Here is an 18,394-nt window from a genome sequence, read left to right on the forward strand (position 1 = left end):
GCAAGCGCCAGGGCCGGGCGCTGTGGCACCCTTGGCACGGGCCGCGCATCGCAGCCCAGCGGGCGGCAGGTCGTCCCCTTTGCTGGGGCATCGCCGCCTAACAATTCATTCAAGCCGAACGCCACTTCGTGGCGTCGGCTTAATTCAGGCGTTAGGCCGCAATGGCAACAGACTCGTCAACTTTGTGGCTCCCATTCTTTGCGCTGCTCGCGTACGCCGTTGCTTGCCAGGCCGTGTTGGTAGCGCGCTTAGTCCACGCCCAGATTCCGGTGCCTTGGCTCTTTCTAACGGTGCCGCTCCATCTTTTCCAGCGTTGTCGTGAGTATCGATCCGCAATTGGACCAAAGCTGCAATGGTGGGCACTAAGTGTCGACTTTGCCATTCTGGCCTGCCTTGGTCTTTTCGTTGTTCTCCATTTCCGGGGCAGCTAGGCTTGCGGCCTAACAATTCATTCAAGCCGACAGCCCAATCGCTACGCGATTGGGCTGCGGCTTAATTCAGGCGTTAGGCGGCAGCGCCACGAATTCCGTCGCAGCCTCTCCTCGGATACCGGCGTCGCAGGTTGAGTGCGCCACGCACTGGTCGGGCGCTGGCTCCGGTGCCTCTCCTTCGGAAACCTTTCCCCGGTCTGGGGTTCCTCGCCTCGGTGCCCCGGCGTAATCATTGGGGAGCCATCTCCGGTGCCATGTCGCGTCACGGGTTCCGGGGCAAGCGCCAGGGCAGGGCGCTGTGGCACCCTTGGCACGGGCCGCGGCATCGCAGCCCAGCGGGCGGCAGGTCGTCCCCTTTGCTGGGGCATCGCCGCCTAACAATTCATTCAAGCCGAACGCCACTTCGTGGCGTCGGCTTAATTCAGGCGTTAGGCGGCAGCGCCACGAACTCCGTCGCAGCCTCTCCTCGGACATTGGCGTCGCAGGTTGAGTGCGCCACGCACTGGTCGGGCGCTGGCTCCGGTGCCTCTCCTTCGGAAACCGTTCCCTGGTCTGGGGTTCCTCGCCTCGGCGCCCCGGCGTAATCATTGGGGAGCCATCTCCGGTGCCATGTCGCGTCACGGGTTCCGGGGCAAGCGCCAGGGCAGGGCGCTGTGGCACCCTTGGCACGGGCCGCGCATCGCAGCCCAGCGGGCGGCAGGTCGTCCCCTTTGCTGGGGCATCGCCGCCTAACAATTCATTCAAGCCGAACGCCACTTCGTGGCGTCGGCTTAATTCAGGCGTTAGGCCTCTGATGACAGCTCCACCTCTAACCAAAGTTGCATTCACCGACGACCAAGGGGATGTAGAGACACTCTGGGCGTTCGATCTTGGGGATGGCCGCTACAAGCTAGATAGCACTCCTTGGTACCAATACGGCGTGTCATACCAGGACATTGTCTTGGCGGTCGATCGGGACGGACAGCTGCACTTTGACCGGGTAATAATCAAATCCGGTTACCGGACTCTGCGTGTTCGTTCTAACAATGCAGTGCCGCAGAGCCTCTTGGACTCTGTGGTCGCGCTGGGCTGCAAGTACGAGGGCGCAAATCCTGCCTTTGTCGGCATTGACGTCCCTGCAAACGTGGAGCTATCTACGGCGGCGGACCTACTGATTGCGTCTGGCCTTGAGTGGGAGTACGCGGATCCAACCTATGAGCAGATTTACGGGCCAGAGGCCTAACAATTCATTCAAGCCGAAGCCGCTTCGCGGCTCGGCTTAATTCAGGCGTTAGGCGCGATGGATAGTTCACAGTTGGTCAGAAACGGAAAGAGCCTCGTTGAGGCGATGGGCTATTGGCCGTCATTTCACGATGCGAATGTCATGGAGGCTTCCCGCAGCGGGGACTCCTTCTCCGTTACTGTCCATCTTTTCGCAATGACCGACCAAGTGGATTCAGCTGGCTACTACGTTCTGGAGAAGCACCACTTGGTAACAATTGTCATGCGTGGCGTGGAGAGCAACTCCCTGCCGTGCGACTACTCCGGCGACTGCTTGGATAGCCTCTCTTTCCAGAGCACGGACGGCCTTCTTCAGGTCGACTTTGGCTCGCATATGGACCAGGACGGCACCATCGTTTGCTCAGAGGCCGAGATCGCCAGCGTCATACCCTGTTCCTCCAAGGGTGTCGCACTCGCGCCTAACAATTCATTCAAGCCGAAGCCGCTTCGCGGCTCGGCTTAATTCAGGCGTTAGGCGGCAGCGCCACGATTTCCGTCGCCGCCTCTCCTCGGATACCGGCGTCGCAGGTTGAGTGCGCCACGCACTACTCGGGCGCTGGCTCCGGAGCCTCTTCTTCGGAAGCACTCTCCCGGTCTCGGGTTCCTGGCCTCGGTGCCCCGGCGTAATCATTGGGGAGCCATCTCCGGTGCCATGTCGCGTCACGGGTTCCGGGGCAAGCGCCAGGGCAGGGCGCTGTGGCACCCTTGGCACGGGCCGCGCATCGCAGCCCAGCGGGCGGCAGGTCGTCCCCTTTGCTGGGGCATCGCCGCCTAACAATTCATTCAAGCCGAACGCCACTTCGTGGCGTCGGCTTAATTCAGGCGTTAGGCCGCACACCAGCATCAGGGGGATTTGTGAAGAACACTATTCGTGCAGTCGTGATTGCAGCTGCCGTCGCAATTCTTGCCGCGTGCACTGGCAGCAACCCCGGCCCTCTCGCCGGCACCTGGCATATGTCTGGGGCAGTCCCAATGACGGTGACGTTCCGTAACGGGGAGACTGAGGCAATGGGAATGATCGAGAAGGTTTCATATAGGACGGAGGGCAATGATGTCCTCGTCACTTACGTTGACGGGATTGCCAAGGGCACTACCTTCCGTTACACGATGACGGATCCTGACACTGCTCGCAGCGAGTTGGGCACGCTTCGGCGCATTAAGTAGCTCTGGGTGCGCCCTAACAATTCATTCAAGCCGAAGCCGCTTCGCGGCTCGGCTTAATTCAGGCGTTAGGTTGCTAGGGGAGCACCATGAGTCGTTTCGAGAAGTTTCTTTCGATCTATCAGATCTTGGGTGGTGTCGGCGGGCTCATTATCGGATTGGTGTGGCTTCGCGCCAATCCCGACTACACAGCTTTAATCAGTGTGTTCCTTCTGATGAGTGTTGCCTCCTGTATTGCTGGCGTCCTCGTCTGGCTCAAAAGAAGGGCGGCATTCCCTTTCTCTCTCGCAGTTCAGGCTGTCCAGGTTCCGGCTTTCGCTGTAGCGTCGATTGCGTACACCTTGGGCCTAGGTTTGGTGTTTGTCCTTGGCCCGGAGTTCGGGCTGTCCTCAGACGGCACGATTAGCTTTGGCTTCCCCCTTGACTTCCAAGTCGGTGGAGTATTCGCCCTATCTTTTGGGGATCAATTTGCTAGTACCCTCCTTAGGGTTAACGTGGTCCCGCTGGTTCTAGTTGCCGCTGTCGTTCGTCATTACAAACGTCAAGTTCCGGTTGCGGCGTACGCAACCTAACAATTCATTCAAGCCGAAGCCGCTTCGCGGCTCGGCTTAATTCAGGCGTTAGGCCCACAAGCTTGACTACGCACTTCTACTTCATCTTCGACTACGCGACAGGTGTGCCTCGGGAGGTGTTTCGGTCCACTCTTCCTGGAAATGCCTTCTGCGATGGCTTGCTTATGCGGGCGAAGTACGACGGCAGCTGGTCTTCTGAAGAAGGAGAGGTCCGTCCCTTGGTAGATTATTGGCTTAGGGGCGACTTCGATCCTGAGGAAGACGAGATATCCGAAGCTCAGGCAGTCAAGTACTTGTCGCAGTGGCGTGGCGGAAGTTGGCCAGGGAGGCCATGATTTGTCGCAAGGTCTTTGCAGTGGAGTCCCGGGCGAGGCCTAACAATTCATTCAAGCCGAACGCCACTTCGTGGCGTCGGCTTAATTCAGGCGTTAGGCCCCACTTGGATGCGTAACTGCAACTGGTCCAACATTGTGCTCGGCGCGTCTTTGCTTCCCAGCGGGCTGCTCGTCGGCTTCATCTGTTGGTACATGTTCGTGTTCCGCCCTTCCGGCGAGGAGCAGTGGGGAGACGGCGTCGCAATCTTTTACCTCGGCGCGGTCACTTATCCGCTCTCCATCATGCTACTTGCAGTTGGTGTGGTTCTTTCAGTCCGCTGGCGGCGCAATCATCCAGGGCAACCAACAGCGGGGCCGCTTCTGTTTGCAGCGTCCTTGGGCCTGCTCGCCGCACCTTGGCTTCTATTGCTCGCACAGGTGCGCTAGCGTGGGCCCTAACAATTCATTCAAGCCGAAGCCGCTTCGCGGCTCGGCTTAATTCAGGCGTTAGGCGGCAGCGCCACGATTTCCGTCGCCGCCTCTCCTCGGATACCGGCGTCGCAGGTTGAGTGCGCCACGCACTACTCGGGCGCTGGCTCCGGAGCCTCTTCTTCGGAAGCACTCTCCCGGTCTCGGGTTCCTGACCTCGGTGCCCCGGCGTAATCATTGGGGAGCCATCTCCGGTGCCATGTCGCGTCACGGGTTCCGGGGCAAGCGCCAGGGCAGGGCGCTGTGGCACCCTTGGCACGGGCCGCGCATCGCAGCCCAGCGGGCGGCAGGTCGTCCCCTTTGCTGGGGCATCGCCGCCTAACAATTCATTCAAGCCGAACGCCACTTCGTGGCGTCGGCTTAATTCAGGCGTTAGGCAGCATGAAAGAGCATCGTCACCCAGCTAAATCCTTCATTGCCTGGCTTCTGCTCTTTGCTGGAAGCTACGCATTGGGGGCTGGGTTGAGCGGCTTCGCCTCGACCTTTGGAATTACGGACTTTCCAAATGATCGCAGAGGGGAGTGGGGGCTCATCGCTACACCAATTGTTCTTGCGATTGCTTTGGCAATTGGGTTATGGCCGTTTCGCTATCTGCTTCAGCGAACACCCCGCTGGTTCCTCTTGCTGGCAACAGTTCTCGCGACGTCGGTATCCTTTGCTTGGATCACGTGGCGGTTCGCTACTGCCACCTAACAATTCATTCAAGCCGACAGCCCAATCGCTGCGCGATTGGTCTGCGGCTTAACTCAGGCGTTAGACCTATGCGCAGGATTCTCGTAGTTTCGGCCGCACTGCTGTTTGCCTCTGCCAGCACTGCAGAGACTGCGCGCGCGCCTGAAAAGCTCACACCGACACAACTTGCTGCGTGTAAGGCCAAGGGCGGACGCCCCGAAATGGTGCTGTACTACGTCGAATCGTGCGTGTGGCCAACGCGGGATGCAGGCAAAGTCTGCCGGGGCAAATCCGACTGCCAAGGATTTTGCGAGGCGCCATTTGGCACCGAAGTTAATGCCAGGGCTGTCGGACAATGCTCCAAAGAAGCAGCGGACCGGGCCGGCGGCTGTGTCAACCACGTCGAGCGTGGCAGGTCCACGGGAGACATGTGTGTTCACTAGGCCTAGGTCTAACAATTCATTCAAGCAGAAGCCGCTTCGCGGCTCGGCTTAACTCAGGCGTTAGGCCTCGCGGCGGAAACCACCTTCTTCACACAGAGGGATATGTGTATGGCAGCAGATCAAAAGGTGAAAGGTCCCGCATCGTATTTTCCGTCGATCGAAAAGACTTACGGCAAACCCATCAGCCACTGGCTGAAGCTCTTGGATGCCATGAAGGACAAGAAGCACATGGAGCTGGTGGCCTTTCTCAAGTCGGAGCATAAGATTGGGCATGGACATGCAAACGCTTTGGTTTCTCACCATCGTGCCCAGGGCGAGGCCTAACAATTCATTCAAGCCGAAGCCGCTTCGCGGCTCGGCTTAATTCAGGCGTTAGCACCCATGACAGATTCCAAATTTCGTTGGCTTCTCATCCTGTACGTCATAGTCACTTTCGCTGCTGCGTGGGCTGCTACTGCTCCATCCGACTATTCGCAATCACTCGCGGACGCCTATGCAAGTGAGCCTACACCATTCCTATACCGCCACGCCGGCCTCGCCTCCGGGATTGGCATCACGCTCATGCTGGCAGCCGTTGCGAGTGTTATTGGCTTGTTCTTCTTCAAGCGCTGGGGCCGGACAGTGCTGCTTTGGGCAGTAGTTGCCGAGCTTGTCGTCTATTTGTTCTCGGGCCCCACGCTGCACTCAGCATTGGAGGACAGACTTGTTGAGATAGCCATACTCATGCGCGGAGCAATTCTTGCCCTTGTTTACTACTCGCCCATAGCTGGCCGCCTGAGTGCTAACAATTCATTCAAGCCGAAGCCGCTTCGCGGCTCGGCTTAATTCAGGCGTTAGCTCTGCTAAGGGAAGTTATGACCTGTTTGAAGTATCTAGCTGCCGGTTTGCTCGCGCTCTCCGCCAATGTCGCTGCAGCGGAAATCACTGACCCGTATTGCCCGCTCACATTCGCGCCGCCTGGCAAATGGGAACAGTCGGAATCTGGCTATTTCAGGTTGGCCGCTGCGGATGGCGCGGAACTGACGGGAATGCCTATTCCAGACTCGGCTCACGGCGAGCCGCTCGAACAAGTGGACCAAAAGGCTTCCTATTTCCATAGCATGTCTTTTGGCAGCACTAATCCGTCGGCCCCTGAGCAGGTTTCAGGCAAAGGCTGGAAGGGGTTGCTGCGGCAGCAAACAACCGCGCTTGGACCAGAGTTCCAGTTCGTGGTCCGGTCGGAGCAAGCAACGTGCCTTTACTACCTGCGTGTGCCAGCGGATGCGTCGCCAACTCGGGCGCAGGAACTTCGGCAGGTTCTGTTATCGGTTCGTCCCAGTGCCGGGCCGCAGAGCTAACAGTTCATTCAAGCCGAAGCCGCTTCGCGGCTCGGCTTAATTCAGGCGCTAGGGGCCCATGAACAAGCACACAATTCAGGCGTTAGACCGCACGCAACCTTATGGAGGCTCATGGGTACTGATCTTGAAGCAGCGCAAGCTGATATGCGCTTCGGCTACTACAGTGGTGCGCCCGGCATCTTTGCATCCTCTGCAGCATGGCTGGCGGCAGCCATCGTTGCCTTGCAAGTCTCTGCAAAGCAGGCGGTTTGGGTTCTCTTTGCCGGTGGCGTCGTGATTCATCCGGTCGGTGTTTTGCTTGCCAAGGCGCTGGGCCGTCCCGGAAGACATGAGCCTGGCAATCCGCTGGCGGCACTGGCCTTTGCCACCACGCTCTGGCTGATACTTAGCCTGCCGCTCGCTTATGGGGCATCAATCCTCCGCTTAGAGTGGTTTTTCCCCGCGATGCTGCTTGTGATCGGCGGCCGATATCTAACGTTCGGCTCGCTCTTTGGCATGCGGGTGTACTGGGTCCTGGGCCTTACCCTTGCAACGGCGGGCTACTTTCTCGGCAGCACAGGCGCGCTTCCTGCAGTGAGCGCTTTTGTTGGCGCCGCCATCGAGGCTGCGTTTGCAGTCTCTGTGCTGGCTCTTGGGCGCCACGAGGTGCGGGCAAACAATTCATTCAAGCCGAAGCCGCTTCGCGGCTCGGCTTAATTCAGGCGTTAGGGCCCAAAGAGCATGACTTCTCAATCCCGCGCTTTTGTCGCTATTGCGAACTTCCTAGTGGCTGTTGCCGTCGGCGCTTGGAGTCTCTACCTCATCTCAATGCCACTGCATCCATTGGCCGGCGACTCCCACGGCGGTATCCTCGCGGCCTTCTCGGGGTTGTTCCTGGCGCCCGTGGCGCTTTCCGCCTTCGCAGCCGGCCGGCTCTTCCAACGGCAGTCCCAACGCGCCTGGCTCATGCAAGGAGTAGCGTTGGCGCTAGTGGCCGCGCTCGTGCTGGTGCTCGTGCTGTGATGGGGCGCGCGGGGCCTAACAATTCATTCAAGCCGACCACCACTTCGTGGTGGCAGCTCAGGCGTTAGGCCTCAGCAATGAGAATCTTGCGACCAAATCCTCAAGCAGTCCGGATACTCGCCCAGACAGAGGGCTGGCTACTTCTCGTTGCGCTCATTCCGTCAGTCGTCTGCGCCTATGCAGACGGCCTTTGGGTGGGGCTCAAGTTCTTTGCGGGATTTGTCGCGGTCATTACGCCCGCGCTCGTGTGGTCGTTCTGGGCGTACCTCTATCCAAAGCAGCCCCCGAATGGCTAGCCTTGGGCCTAACAATTCATTCAAGCCGAAGCCGCTTCGCGGCTCGGCTTAATTCAGGCGTTAGGCACCTGTGAAAGCTCTGCGTCGACCGATAGTTCTGATAGCCCTCGCGATTCCACTCGCAGTGGCATTAGCCATTCTTTTGCACTACCAAGTCTGGCTTCGCTCTTTTACGGGCGAGGCGGTCACGGTCACTCCTGGAAAGTGGGTATGGGTTGAGTGCCATACCCAACCGTTCAAGGCGAGCATTGAGAGCATCGACCAAGACGGGGTCACTATCGAAAGTCAGGGAGTAGTCTCAGGCCTGCCATGTCCCAGTGTTGGTATCTCAAGCTTGGGCAATAATCGCTACTTCTTTCCGTTCCGGACGATTTTGGCTGTGGAGCAAAAGGAGAGTTGCGGTTGGCGCAATCCGTTCCCGATCTAGGCCGGGTGCCAAACAATTCATTCAAGCCGACAGCCCAATCGCTGCGCGATTGGTCTGGGGCTTAACTCAGGCGTTAGGGCCCACAGGAAAGTTCTATGCGATTCGTCCCATTCCTCGCGCTGGTACTATTTCCATCGGTCTGTGCGGCTGGCGGTTCTGTACAGTTCGGCCGCATTGATCGTCTCTTGCAGCAAGAGCCTGAGATCCACGCAGTTCTGCGCCAATCCTTAGAGATGCCAACTGAGGCCCTTGCGCAGGTTCGCTTGGGTCCACACTTCAAGCACCTTGGCGGCGATCGAATTGGCCCTTACACATTCGAAGCCTCCCCCAAGACCCACGGCTTGCCCGTTCTAGTGACTCTCTGCACTTCAGCGATCTTCCTTGATAGCGCAGGCAGAGTTCTCCCAACTGGCAGCGACCTGGAGTTTGGCGCAACCCACGTGCGGGAGCTGCTAAATGCGGTCGTTCTTCGGGATGTCGGTGTGAGCAGCGCGGCGGCTTGTCCCTGATGGCGGTGGGCCCTAACAATCCATTCAAGCCGAAACCGCTTCGCGGTTCGGCCGAATTCAGGCGTTGGGCCTCATGAAGAAATTTCTCGCGAACGCAGCAACGTCACTGGTTACCGGCGTGTTCTTCTGCCTGGGCCTGGTCTTGACCTATTTGGTGTTCGATCATTTCGTACCTGGCGACCCTGTTCCGAAGGATCTGGTCTATGTGCGACTTCCTGGCGATCTGAAAGTAACCCGCCACCTGAAGGTCGCCGGTCGACCGCACATGACAATTCAAGGAGTTGTCCAAAACACAGGACGAACCACTTGGGAGACAGTCAATGTAGAGGTGGCTGTAAAGGCGGGCGGGGCGCTTGTGAACCAATGTGATAGCGACATTCGAGGAGTGTTTCTACCTGGGGAGAGTCGGACGTTCGAGATCAGCTGCTTCTACGTGGCTGGGTCCGGCCTCCCGGACAACATTTCTTATGAAATCGCTATCAGGTCGGCCGGCAAGCAGGCCTAACAATTCATTCAAGCCAACCGCCACTTCGCGGCGGCGGCTTAACTCAGGCGTTTGGCCGCATGACAGATTCCCGCAGCTTGCTCAGATGGCTTCTCCTGATTGCCGGAATTGTTTGGGGCTGCCTCCAACTCAACGGAGCTATTTTTGCCGCTTGGGTCGCGGGTGGTCCGCCCACGCCAAATCCCGAAGCTTGGCTCTTCGTTGCGGGTAACCGCTTTGCCTAGGCCACCGCGTCTTCTCTGGCGGGTGTCAGCTTGTTCGTCCTGCTGCACCGCGGCCGCCCCACAAGCCGGTATGCTTTTGCGGCATTGGTCGCAGCAGTTCTCCTTACAGCGTATCCCTATGTCCGCGAGTTCATGGCTTCGAATGCTTGCCTAGACTCAGGTGGCCGGTGGTCTGATCTGCGCTGTGTTGAGCCGGCTGCGGCCTAACAATTCAATCAAGCCGCAGTCGCTTCGCGGCTCGGCTTAATTCAGGCGTTTGACATGCTTATCAACCTTCTTCGCGCACTGTTGTTGATCTTGGCTTCATGGCCGTCCCTGTCCATGGCCAGTTCTTGCACCTTCGGCGAGGTCACTGATGAGGCCTTCTCATCTGCCAAGTACATCTTTGTGTTTCGCGTGCTTGGGACAGAGATCCGTGAGGGCAATAGCACTCCAGTAGGCGCAGAGCCTGGCTTCGGACGCCTTCGCGTCGTCGAGAACTTTCGGGGCAGAGCCCCGTACGAGGGCTTCACGTTCAGCGCTCATCGTGGCTGCGGATCAAAGCTAGTTCCTGGGCATTATTACGTCGGCGTTTCGTCCTCGTCCAAAGGCGAGTTTGTTGCCGGCCCCGCCACAGTCCTGGATCTGGGGAGTGAGTACCGCGAGGGGATAGATAACGCTCATGCCTTCGTTACGTTCTCAAACATTGCTTCCGCGGCGACTGGAATGGCGAAGCTTTCTGTGGTTCTTCCGCCCGGGGACCGGATGCCGATCGAGTACTTTCCGCTACCGCCTCCGCCGCCCGAGGATCCCTAGTACATGCCCAACAATTCATTCAAGCCGAAGCCGCTTCGCGGCTCGGCTTAGTTCAGGCGTTAGGTGCCGCATGAAGTACGCCTTTCTCTTGTTGTTCGTGCTGGCTACTTCTCCGCATGCAACAGCATGCTCGGTAGTCATTTTTCCTCCTGAGTACGAGTTTGAGAGGAGTGAGATAGTCTTGATGGCACGGCCGGTGGCGATTTCATTGCGTCCAAAAGAAGCGGCCGATCTTCGTTACACCGGTGAGTTTCGCGAGACCGTTCAATGGGAAGTGCTTCTTAGCTGGAAGGGCGAACTGAAATCTGGCGATACGTTCACCACGCGCCGTACCTTTGATGCCTCACCGTGCAGCTACGAGATTCGCCTGGCCGACAGAAACACGTATCTCCTGTACGGGAATGGATCTGAGCCGTACAAGTACTTTCGCTTGATTCCTGCTCAGCAATCGTCCAGATACATGCAGCACCTGTCCAAGAGGATCGTGCAGTGAGCCGCGCGGCACCTGACAATTCATTCAAGCCGACAGCCCAATCGCTACGCGATTGGCCTGAGGCTTACCGTCAAATGGATGTTGCCGCTGTCAAAGAGCACTGCAGCGGGTATCCCGGAGCTTCCTCGAAGCTGTACGGACCTCCCAGCAACATCCTTGTCTACTATGTCGGTGGCAGAAAGTTTGCCTACTTCAAGACCAGCGAGCCGGAGAAATGGCGCTTTAGCGTTTGCACCTCCTCAGAGCGCTTCCTGGAGTTGACTGACGTGCCGGGCATCAAGCCCGCCCGCTATCTGGCCAAATTCCGGTGGGTCACAATCGTAGACGTAGGTACGGTTCCAGCGGACTACCTTCAAGAGTTGATCACGTGGTCCTACACCAAGGCGCTCTCCGGCCTTTCAAAACGGCAGCAATCCGCTATCGCGGGTAAGCGGCCCAACAATTCATTCAAGCCGAAGCCGCTTCGCGGCCCGGCTCAGTTCAGGCGTTAGGACGCATGCATGGACCACCGCAACCTCAAAGACTGCGCACTGCTTGTCGGGTACAACCCCGAGGGACTTTGCGTTTATTCCACGCAGCTTCCCCTGGCGGACTACTGGGATGGGGAGCATGTCTGGGACACGGACACTGGGGTGCAGGACCTTCGCCTGGAGCGAGTTCATGGCTATCTGTTCGAGCCATCTGGCGAGCTCATGCAAGAGTTCGAGAGCATCTTTGACATCGCCACTGGCATCTACAAGTCTGGTTGGCAAAAGCATTCCGATGGCACGTATCACGTGGATGCGGCCTAACAGTTCATTCAAGTGGAAGCAGAAGCTCGACGCACCTGCTCCTGTTGGCGCACGTCGGTGTCTGCTGGTCCGGGCCTATGAAGAGATGTCATCTGATTGCAAACATTCCGCCGACACGCTTCCGTTCGTTTGACGGAAGCGCTCCACAGGTCGGTGATGTGGTTGTGCTTGATCAGGGCTTTACCTTTCCGGACGGGAAGCCCGGAGGCCTCGTGTACTGTATGGGTCAGGGCGGGAGGTTCGGATGGGAGGCACAGGTGTATGAGTCGGAGATCGGCCCGGGCATTGCCACCTGACAACTCATTCAAGCCGACACTCCAATCGCTCCGCGATTGGTCCGCGGGTTAGTTCAGGGTTAGACCGCTCATAGGCATCGCGCGAGAACGATGATTTCAAAGCTTCCCCGGTGGGTGTGGACTGGCGCGTGGATGCTCGCTTTCATAGCAGGCATCGTCAATGTTGTCGGCCTGCTCGGCTTCCAGCATCAAGCCATCACCCACCTGACAGGAAACACGTCCTTGCTCGCGGAGGCCCTGGCAGAGCGAGACCTTGCGGCAACACTCCACTTTGCGGCTCTCATCGGCGCGTTTGTTGCAGGCGCCACCATTAGCGGGTTCCTCATCCAGGACAGCGCATTGCAGCTCGGCCGTCGTTACGGCGTTGCGCTTCTCCTGGTATCGCTGCTGCTGTTTGCCTCAGTTCCCCTGCTTCAGCATCAAAGCGCCTATGGCATGTATGCCGCTGCGTGTGCCTGCGGCCTTCAGAACGCAATGGTCAGCACCTACAGCGGAGCTGTCGTTCGCACCACGCACGTGTCAGGAATGTTTACGGATCTCGGCATATTCCTTGGTCATGCATTGCGTCGCCTTCCCGTGGATAGTCGGCGCCTGAAGCTTTGTTTCCTGGTTATCTCTGGTTTCTTGTGTGGTGGTATTGCGGGCACATTCGCTTTCAACACCTTCGGCTATTCCGCCCTGCTGTTTCCCGCTAGTCTTACTGCCGCCGTGTCCATCGCCTACGGGCTGTTTCGGCTTCGCAGGGTCCGCGCAAAGCCAGTTCATGGCGACGCGGCCTGACCGTTCGTTCAAGTGAAGCAACTTCGTGGCTCGGCGTAACTCAGGCGTTAGGCGGCAATGGAGAGTGTCGGCATGCTGATACAAACCCTCCTTCTAGCCGCGGCGGTCACCGCCGCACCATCGATTGCTCTCCGTGATGCCGGACTGCCTCCAAAAGGCTGGACTGTGGTTCAGCAACCCAAGAATGAAGCTGAGTGGATCTGCGCCAACTACTCCCAGCTAGAGTGGGCCGTCTCGGGGGACTCTACTCAACGCGCCAGCATCTCCCCCTATAAATACGGGAGTGAAATCAGGCTAGCGCTATCTGATGGCGAACTGATCGGAACCAACCACGGCGAGTTCGGCGGAAGGATTGAATGGGCAGGGCGAGATGCCGTGCCTCGGGTACTGGTTCCTGACGAGAATCCTGTTGCGCTTACCAGGCGAGGTGAGGACGTTTTCGTCGCAACGGGCTTGGCGCACATGTCTCACAGCTCCGGAAAGATCATAAGGCTTCGTCGGAATGGCCGCGGTTCTTGGCAGGTATCGACAGTTGTTGATCTTGGTGAGGCTGCAAATGCGGCGACTCGGATCGACGACGTCACATGGTTGGTTCTAACCACTACCGGCCTGACCAGGATTGACCTTTCCAAGCTCACCAAAGAACAGGTTTACCGCAACAACAACTGGCGGATGCTCTATGCGAACTCCATACGCCCGTTCGGCAACTCGTGGCTGGTTGGTGCACGCCGTGCGGTCATACGAATCACGCCGGATAAGGGCCGCTACACGGAGGAGTGGCTGGCCCCTGCTGGCTGTCGGCTCCTTTCCGGGCCCAACTGCGAGTGCAGCCCATGAATGGCAAGTTGCTGCCTGACAATTCATTCAAGCCGAAGCTGCTTCGTGGCGCGGCCCAATTTCAGGCGTTAGCCCGCTATGGATGACAGCGACATCGTCCAACTGGAAGACTTGGCCGCAGTTCGGGGCGTCACGGCTCGGGCCGCTCGTCGAACGCTGTTGTTCGCTGCCCTGATCGGACCCGCTGCTGGGGTAGTTGTGCTTGGGGTCATCTACCTGTTGTATGGCTCCGAGCGCATGGACGTAGGCTATTCTGCCGCGGGAATCTTTGCTCTCCTGGGTGTTCCGCAGTTTGTCCACTGGTTTCGCCACTTTCGATGCATCATGCGCCAGCTTGATTCGCTGGAAATTCGCGTCAAGAATGGAGAGCGCATTTATGGGGCACAGGTTGGGTTTCATTCCTACCGCTAGTGGCCTAACAACTCATTCAAGCCGAAGCCGCTTCGTGGCGCGGCCCAATTCAGGCGTAAGGCGTCATGCGAATCATCCTGGCTGTTGTGGGCATATCGACGGCTATCCTCGGCATAGGATTTGGCGCTTACATCGTGAGGGTCAGAGCTGAGAACTCCGAAGTTCAGCGGCTCGCCGCAGCAGTGTGCCACGTAGCCAGAGTCGGCCAATCAGTCAATCCGCCGCTTGCTCTAGGGGCAAAGCTTGGGGGAGTGCGCAGCTCAGAGGACGGCACCTTGGTCATCTCATTCACTCGCCCTTCCAGCGAAACCATGCGATGCCTTATTGGCCAATCGTCGGGCATCGTTGAGTGGGCTGAGACGCACGAGTTGGACGACTAAGGGCCCTTGCGCCAGGCTTGTGGCCTGACAGTTCATTCAAGCGAAAGCCGCTTTTTGGCTCGGCTAAATTCAGGCGTTAGGCCGCATGGATACTCCTCTGGACATTGCCACCTTCACGTCCGAACGGTTCGTCCCCTTCCTGCCGGACGAGTGCCAAAGTCAACCCAGAGGTATATGGCGCAGAGCTCGCCTGCTGGCTCTCTGCGGAGTTGGCCCGCCGTGGGGTTTTCACCAGCTATCCCGAGTCCGAAGACTGGGGTTGGTACATCGGGTTCATCACCGCCACGGGATCCGAGTTTGCAGTTATCTGTGGCAACGTGACGGGCACCAGAGACCGTTGGTCCCTGGTGCTTCGGCGCCATGCCAGAAAGATGTTCGGCCGTGATAAGCCGTCGTACTGCGAGGCAGGGCAGTTGATTTCCGCCACACGCGATGCACTTGAGTCTGTGGTTCCATCCTCGGACATTGAGTGGCATTTCCCGGATGCGGCCGCCTGAGTTCTCAGTGGGCGCCCTGCTGGGCGGCTCCTGCTCCACTGCTGGCAGCTCGCGCAGAACTACTCCAAGATGTGGCTTCAGACACGGCGCGGCAATTGCAGCATCCACGCGCAGGTCACCGGCCATGACAACTAGGCAGCCGCCTGACAATTCATTCAAGCCGAAGCCGCTTCGCGGCTCGGCCTAATTCAGGATTTAGGCTCATGAAGGCATCCGCACTTCTGTTCGCAAGCCTCTTCACTTCCGGCGCCGCATTGGCCCAGGTTGCCGACAACCTAGCCACTCCGGCCAGCCTGCTCCGGTATGTGGATACAACGGACGGCGTCAGCCGAAGTGAGGCCAATGACATCGCGGAAGCCTACTTCCTGCGACACGTTGGTTGCGGCAACTATTCCGGCATTGCTGAGTCTGCGGACTCCTGGGTGGTAGAGGGCGAGTTCGGCTATACCGGCGCGCCGATTCGCGGCTTCCTCATCAACAAGAAGACCGGCGCGATTGCATCGCCCGTGGGCCCTAGCTACGCACATCCCGGCGACATGCTGGGGTCCAACAGTTCATCCAAGCCGACAGCCCAATCGCTACGCGGTTGGGCTGTGGCTGAATTCTGGTCTTAGTTTGCCAGTGAGGACTTGTCGCAGCTCATGATTGAACTGAGAAGACCTCGGCCAGACGACGAGGACGCCTTCCTGAGTGCGCGTTCCGCAGTTCCTGCCGACAACCCTACATTCCTGCGGGACTACCGCCAGGAAATGACATACGTCGATTTTCTGCAGGTCCTGGACGATCATCGCACCGGGCGTGGACTGCCGCCTGATGTGGCGCCCTCTTCTTTTCTTTTCGCGTTTGACCATGGGTGCATTGTTGGACGCGCCTCCATTCGCCACACTCTCACTCCATTGATCGGGAAGGTGGCGGGACACATTGGCTACGCGGTTCTTCCGGCGTTTCGGAACCGCGGCTACGCGACGCAGATTCTTCAAGCGTCTGTCCGCTTCGCACACAATGAGCTTGGCCTGGATCACATCCTGGTCACCTGCGACGACGACAACGCCGCTTCCATTCGCGTGATCGAGAAGAGCGGTGGCGTCTTTGAGGATACTTATCAGGACGCTACGTTGCGCCGTCCCAAACGACGGTATTGGATTGACGCATCCGGGGCGACCTGACAGTTCATTCAATCCGAGATCGGCCAAACTCAGGCGTTAGGCAGACCGCAGATGCGCGTTCGCCGCATGCTCAATAGATCCGTCCACATCTGACGAGATCGTAGCCAGCGGCTCAGGGCGGCGCCTGCCAGCCGCGCACCAGGTGGCGGTAGCGCAGGTTGAGCAGCACATAACAGATCATCGTCGCCGTGATGCCCACCAGCATGCCCTGGAGCCCGAGCGGCAACGTCAGCACGAGGGCCGTCAGGGCGAACACGGCCGCGGTATTGGTCAGCAGGTAAGGCCGCAACTCGGGCACCTCCATGTAGTAGCCGTACTGCTTGCCCAGGAAGAACAGCACCGTGCCTGCGGCGGCGAGCTGGCGGAAGTCACCCGGGTCGAGGTCGTCCAGGATCGCGTGCCGGATCAGCGAGGCCAGGATCGCCAAGCCGCTGAACAGGAAGAAGTGCGAATAGAGGATCGAGTGCCCGGTTGCCAGCTTGCGCTGTTCCAGCAGGTGGAAGCTGTCGTAGTAGATCCACCAGATGGCCGAGACCATGACGAAGCCGCTGACGGCGGCGATGACATTGGACGGGTTCCAGGCGATGCCCGCCAGGGCCGCGGAGATGCCGATCACCGATTCGCCCAGCATGATGATTGTCAGCAGGCCGACCCGCTCGACCAGGTGCGGCGTGTGCGCCGGCACGACATGCAGCCGTCGGTTCAGCAGCACCAGGGCCGCCATGTCGAACACGATCCCGGCATAGAAGACCGGGTAGCTCCACGGCGGCGCCAGCAGGACCGAGCAAAGGCTGATCGCGGCGCCGACGGCGAACACGGTGCCCACCGTCGTCGCGAACCCACCCCGGTCGTTGTGCTTGCGCCTGGAGACCAAGTACATCCCGGCGATGATCAGCCGCGCGCCGCAGTAGCAGGCCACGGCCAGCGCGTAATGGTCCTGGACCCCGGCCGAGACCTGCGCGGAGATCACGATCAGCAGGAACATGATCAGCAGTGTCGACAGGCGGTGCTGGCGGCTGTCGGTGTCGAAGCGATTGGCGTAGATCGTGTGGCCCGCCCAGATCCACCACAGCGGCAGGAACATCAGCACGAAGTGCAGGAACTGCCCGAGCGGGATGTGGCCGTCATGCGTCTCGCTCAGGATCTCGCCGGCGTCACTCAGGGCGACGACGAAAATCAGGTCGAAGAACAGCTCCAGCCAGGTCGCCCGCCGGTGCGCGTCGAAGTATTTCAGGTCCTTCATGCGGCCACCGTAGGTCTTCGGGCCCTGCCATGCAATCCCGGTTGTACACGTCGATCGGGACGATTAGGGTGAGCCCTATCAATCCAGTCAAGCCGAAGCCGCTCCGCGGCTTGGCTTAGCTCAGGCGTCCGGCCTTTGCCCACCACTCGTGCAAACTTCATTAGACCGGCAGTTATCGCCGGGTTCTTGTGCATGGCGATCCTGGCGCTTAGATTCGTCGCTCATGGGTGGCCTCAAGGAAAGTGCCTTGACGAGGCTGGCTAGGCCTGCGGCGCCGCGTTGGCGGTTACGCGATGGTGGTGGGTCAGCCTCGTGTTTGGCGTTGTTGCCATGTAGCTATCTTTGCATGCGGGTCTTCGGCAATCGTCGCCAGGCTTGACAAGCAAGCCGACCACGACTTCGTTGTGGTGGCTCAACTCAGGCGTCAGGCATCAGGGGGAAAGTTTGGTGCAACTCCGACCATTCATCGGGACTGCGGTGTTCTGTGCAGTCGTAGCGTTCCTGACCGCTCAGGTGCACGCCGGCTTCATGCTTATATTTGTGGCGCCGATTCTTGCAATATGGCTCCTCTACAGCATCTACATTGCCGTGAAGCAACCCGCCAGGCGTCGGACTCAATCGATCAAGGCAGGTCTCTGGCTCGTGATGGTCGGTGGCGTCCTGCTTACTCATTGGCATTATCACAGGGCGGCGCGAGACGCGGCAGATGCTGCCGTTGGTTCGATCCTTCGTTACAGGGCGAGCCACGGGGCATTTCCCGAGTCCTTCGAGGCAGCGGGGGTGCACGGCCTTCGGAAAGACTGGCGGGTGATGTATCTGCGTAGAAAGGACGGCAGGCCCATCTTGTTCTATCCAGCAACTTTTGTGGCATTTGACAAGTATTGGTACGACTTTGAGGACCGGTCATGGGTCTATCAGCCGGACTGATGCCTGACAATGCATTCAGCCGACCGCCACTTCGTGGCGGCGGCTTGACTCAAGCGTGGCAATCAGGATGAAGCTCTCGTCAATCATGGCGGCTACTCTTCTATCGGCGACCGGTGCCTGTGCCTCCTATCAGCCA

Annotated in this window: 22 protein-coding genes; 20 read left to right on the forward strand and 2 right to left on the reverse strand. The window is 58.9% G+C overall.

Going from position 1 to position 18,394, the window contains the following annotated elements; genetic code table 11:
• Positions 1–1,224: 1,224 nt before the first annotated feature.
• From I8J32_RS18065 to I8J32_RS05845, 17 genes are all read left to right on the forward strand, one after another.
• A complete protein-coding gene (locus I8J32_RS18065) occupies positions 1,225–1,653 on the forward strand; it encodes a DUF4265 domain-containing protein (RefSeq protein WP_200616261.1) in 429 nt (142 codons plus the stop codon).
• A gap of 57 nt (positions 1,654–1,710) precedes the next feature.
• Positions 1,711–2,154, forward strand: a complete 444-nt coding sequence (locus tag I8J32_RS05770) for an Imm50 family immunity protein (protein WP_200616260.1) — start codon at positions 1,711–1,713, stop codon at positions 2,152–2,154.
• 787 nt (positions 2,155–2,941) lie between these two features.
• Entirely contained in the window at positions 2,942–3,424 is a 483-nt protein-coding gene (locus tag I8J32_RS05775; protein ID WP_200616259.1) for a hypothetical protein, read from the forward strand.
• 443 nt (positions 3,425–3,867) lie between these two features.
• Positions 3,868–4,185: a hypothetical protein gene (locus tag I8J32_RS05780; protein WP_200616257.1), complete on the forward strand. Its 318-nt coding sequence runs from the start codon at positions 3,868–3,870 to the stop codon at positions 4,183–4,185.
• A gap of 423 nt (positions 4,186–4,608) precedes the next feature.
• Entirely contained in the window at positions 4,609–4,920 is a 312-nt protein-coding gene (locus tag I8J32_RS05785; protein WP_200616256.1) for a hypothetical protein, read from the forward strand.
• A 530-nt stretch (positions 4,921–5,450) separates the two neighbouring features.
• A complete protein-coding gene (locus I8J32_RS05790) occupies positions 5,451–5,666 on the forward strand; it encodes a DUF4287 domain-containing protein (protein WP_200616254.1) in 216 nt (71 codons plus the stop codon).
• A 57-nt stretch (positions 5,667–5,723) separates the two neighbouring features.
• Complete coding sequence (locus I8J32_RS05795; RefSeq protein WP_200616253.1) at positions 5,724–6,167, forward strand: hypothetical protein; 444 nt, start codon at positions 5,724–5,726, stop codon at positions 6,165–6,167.
• Between the two features lie 29 nt (positions 6,168–6,196).
• On the forward strand, positions 6,197–6,679 hold the full coding sequence (locus I8J32_RS05800; protein ID WP_200616252.1) for a hypothetical protein: 483 nt from the start codon (positions 6,197–6,199) through the stop codon (positions 6,677–6,679).
• 111 nt (positions 6,680–6,790) lie between these two features.
• Positions 6,791–7,375 (forward strand): DUF7010 family protein, encoded by a 585-nt coding sequence (locus I8J32_RS05805; protein WP_200616250.1) that lies wholly within the window; start codon positions 6,791–6,793, stop codon positions 7,373–7,375.
• 24 nt (positions 7,376–7,399) lie between these two features.
• Positions 7,400–7,681 (forward strand): hypothetical protein, encoded by a 282-nt coding sequence (locus I8J32_RS05810; protein WP_207526819.1) that lies wholly within the window; start codon positions 7,400–7,402, stop codon positions 7,679–7,681.
• Between the two features lie 1,305 nt (positions 7,682–8,986).
• The gene (locus tag I8J32_RS05815; protein WP_200616249.1) at positions 8,987–9,418 is read left to right on the forward strand and encodes a hypothetical protein; all 432 of its coding nucleotides are present in this window, start codon (positions 8,987–8,989) and stop codon (positions 9,416–9,418) included.
• 485 nt (positions 9,419–9,903) lie between these two features.
• Entirely contained in the window at positions 9,904–10,437 is a 534-nt protein-coding gene (locus I8J32_RS05820; RefSeq protein WP_200616248.1) for a hypothetical protein, read from the forward strand.
• Between the two features lie 70 nt (positions 10,438–10,507).
• Positions 10,508–10,930: a hypothetical protein gene (locus I8J32_RS05825; protein ID WP_200616247.1), complete on the forward strand. Its 423-nt coding sequence runs from the start codon at positions 10,508–10,510 to the stop codon at positions 10,928–10,930.
• Entirely contained in the window at positions 10,927–11,421 is a 495-nt protein-coding gene (locus I8J32_RS05830; protein WP_207526820.1) for an MmcQ/YjbR family DNA-binding protein, read from the forward strand. Before I8J32_RS05825 ends, I8J32_RS05830 begins: the two co-directional genes overlap by 4 nt.
• A gap of 9 nt (positions 11,422–11,430) precedes the next feature.
• A complete protein-coding gene (locus I8J32_RS05835) occupies positions 11,431–11,721 on the forward strand; it encodes a hypothetical protein (protein ID WP_200616244.1) in 291 nt (96 codons plus the stop codon).
• Positions 11,722–12,107: 386 nt separating this feature from the next.
• Positions 12,108–12,797, forward strand: coding sequence for a YoaK family protein (locus I8J32_RS05840; RefSeq protein ID WP_200616242.1), 690 nt, complete (start codon positions 12,108–12,110; stop codon positions 12,795–12,797).
• A gap of 72 nt (positions 12,798–12,869) precedes the next feature.
• Entirely contained in the window at positions 12,870–13,634 is a 765-nt protein-coding gene (locus I8J32_RS05845; protein WP_200616240.1) for a hypothetical protein, read from the forward strand.
• A gap of 27 nt (positions 13,635–13,661) precedes the next feature.
• Here I8J32_RS05845 and I8J32_RS05850 read toward each other — a convergent pair whose 3' ends face one another.
• Positions 13,662–14,033, reverse strand: coding sequence for a hypothetical protein (locus tag I8J32_RS05850; RefSeq protein WP_200616239.1), 372 nt, complete (start codon positions 14,031–14,033; stop codon positions 13,662–13,664).
• 1,092 nt (positions 14,034–15,125) lie between these two features.
• On the opposite strand from I8J32_RS05850, the gene I8J32_RS05855 reads away from it, so the two are divergent.
• Both I8J32_RS05855 and I8J32_RS05860 read left to right on the forward strand, forming a co-directional pair.
• Entirely contained in the window at positions 15,126–15,536 is a 411-nt protein-coding gene (locus tag I8J32_RS05855; RefSeq protein WP_207526821.1) for a hypothetical protein, read from the forward strand.
• A 27-nt stretch (positions 15,537–15,563) separates the two neighbouring features.
• Positions 15,564–16,088 (forward strand): GNAT family N-acetyltransferase, encoded by a 525-nt coding sequence (locus tag I8J32_RS05860; protein ID WP_200616236.1) that lies wholly within the window; start codon positions 15,564–15,566, stop codon positions 16,086–16,088.
• Between the two features lie 112 nt (positions 16,089–16,200).
• Here the strand turns inward: I8J32_RS05860 and I8J32_RS05865 are convergent, their stop codons facing one another.
• Positions 16,201–17,331 carry a low temperature requirement protein A gene (locus I8J32_RS05865; protein WP_200616235.1) on the reverse strand — a complete coding sequence of 377 codons (1,131 nt, stop codon included), beginning with the start codon at positions 17,329–17,331 and terminating at the stop codon, positions 16,201–16,203.
• A 447-nt stretch (positions 17,332–17,778) separates the two neighbouring features.
• Here I8J32_RS05865 and I8J32_RS05870 point away from each other — a divergent pair, with 447 nt between their 5' ends.
• Positions 17,779–18,258 (forward strand): hypothetical protein, encoded by a 480-nt coding sequence (locus I8J32_RS05870; protein ID WP_200616234.1) that lies wholly within the window; start codon positions 17,779–17,781, stop codon positions 18,256–18,258.
• Positions 18,259–18,394 lie beyond the last annotated feature (136 nt).

This window comes from Lysobacter solisilvae (genome assembly GCF_016613535.2).
Lineage (GTDB): Bacteria > Pseudomonadota > Gammaproteobacteria > Xanthomonadales > Xanthomonadaceae > Agrilutibacter > Agrilutibacter solisilvae.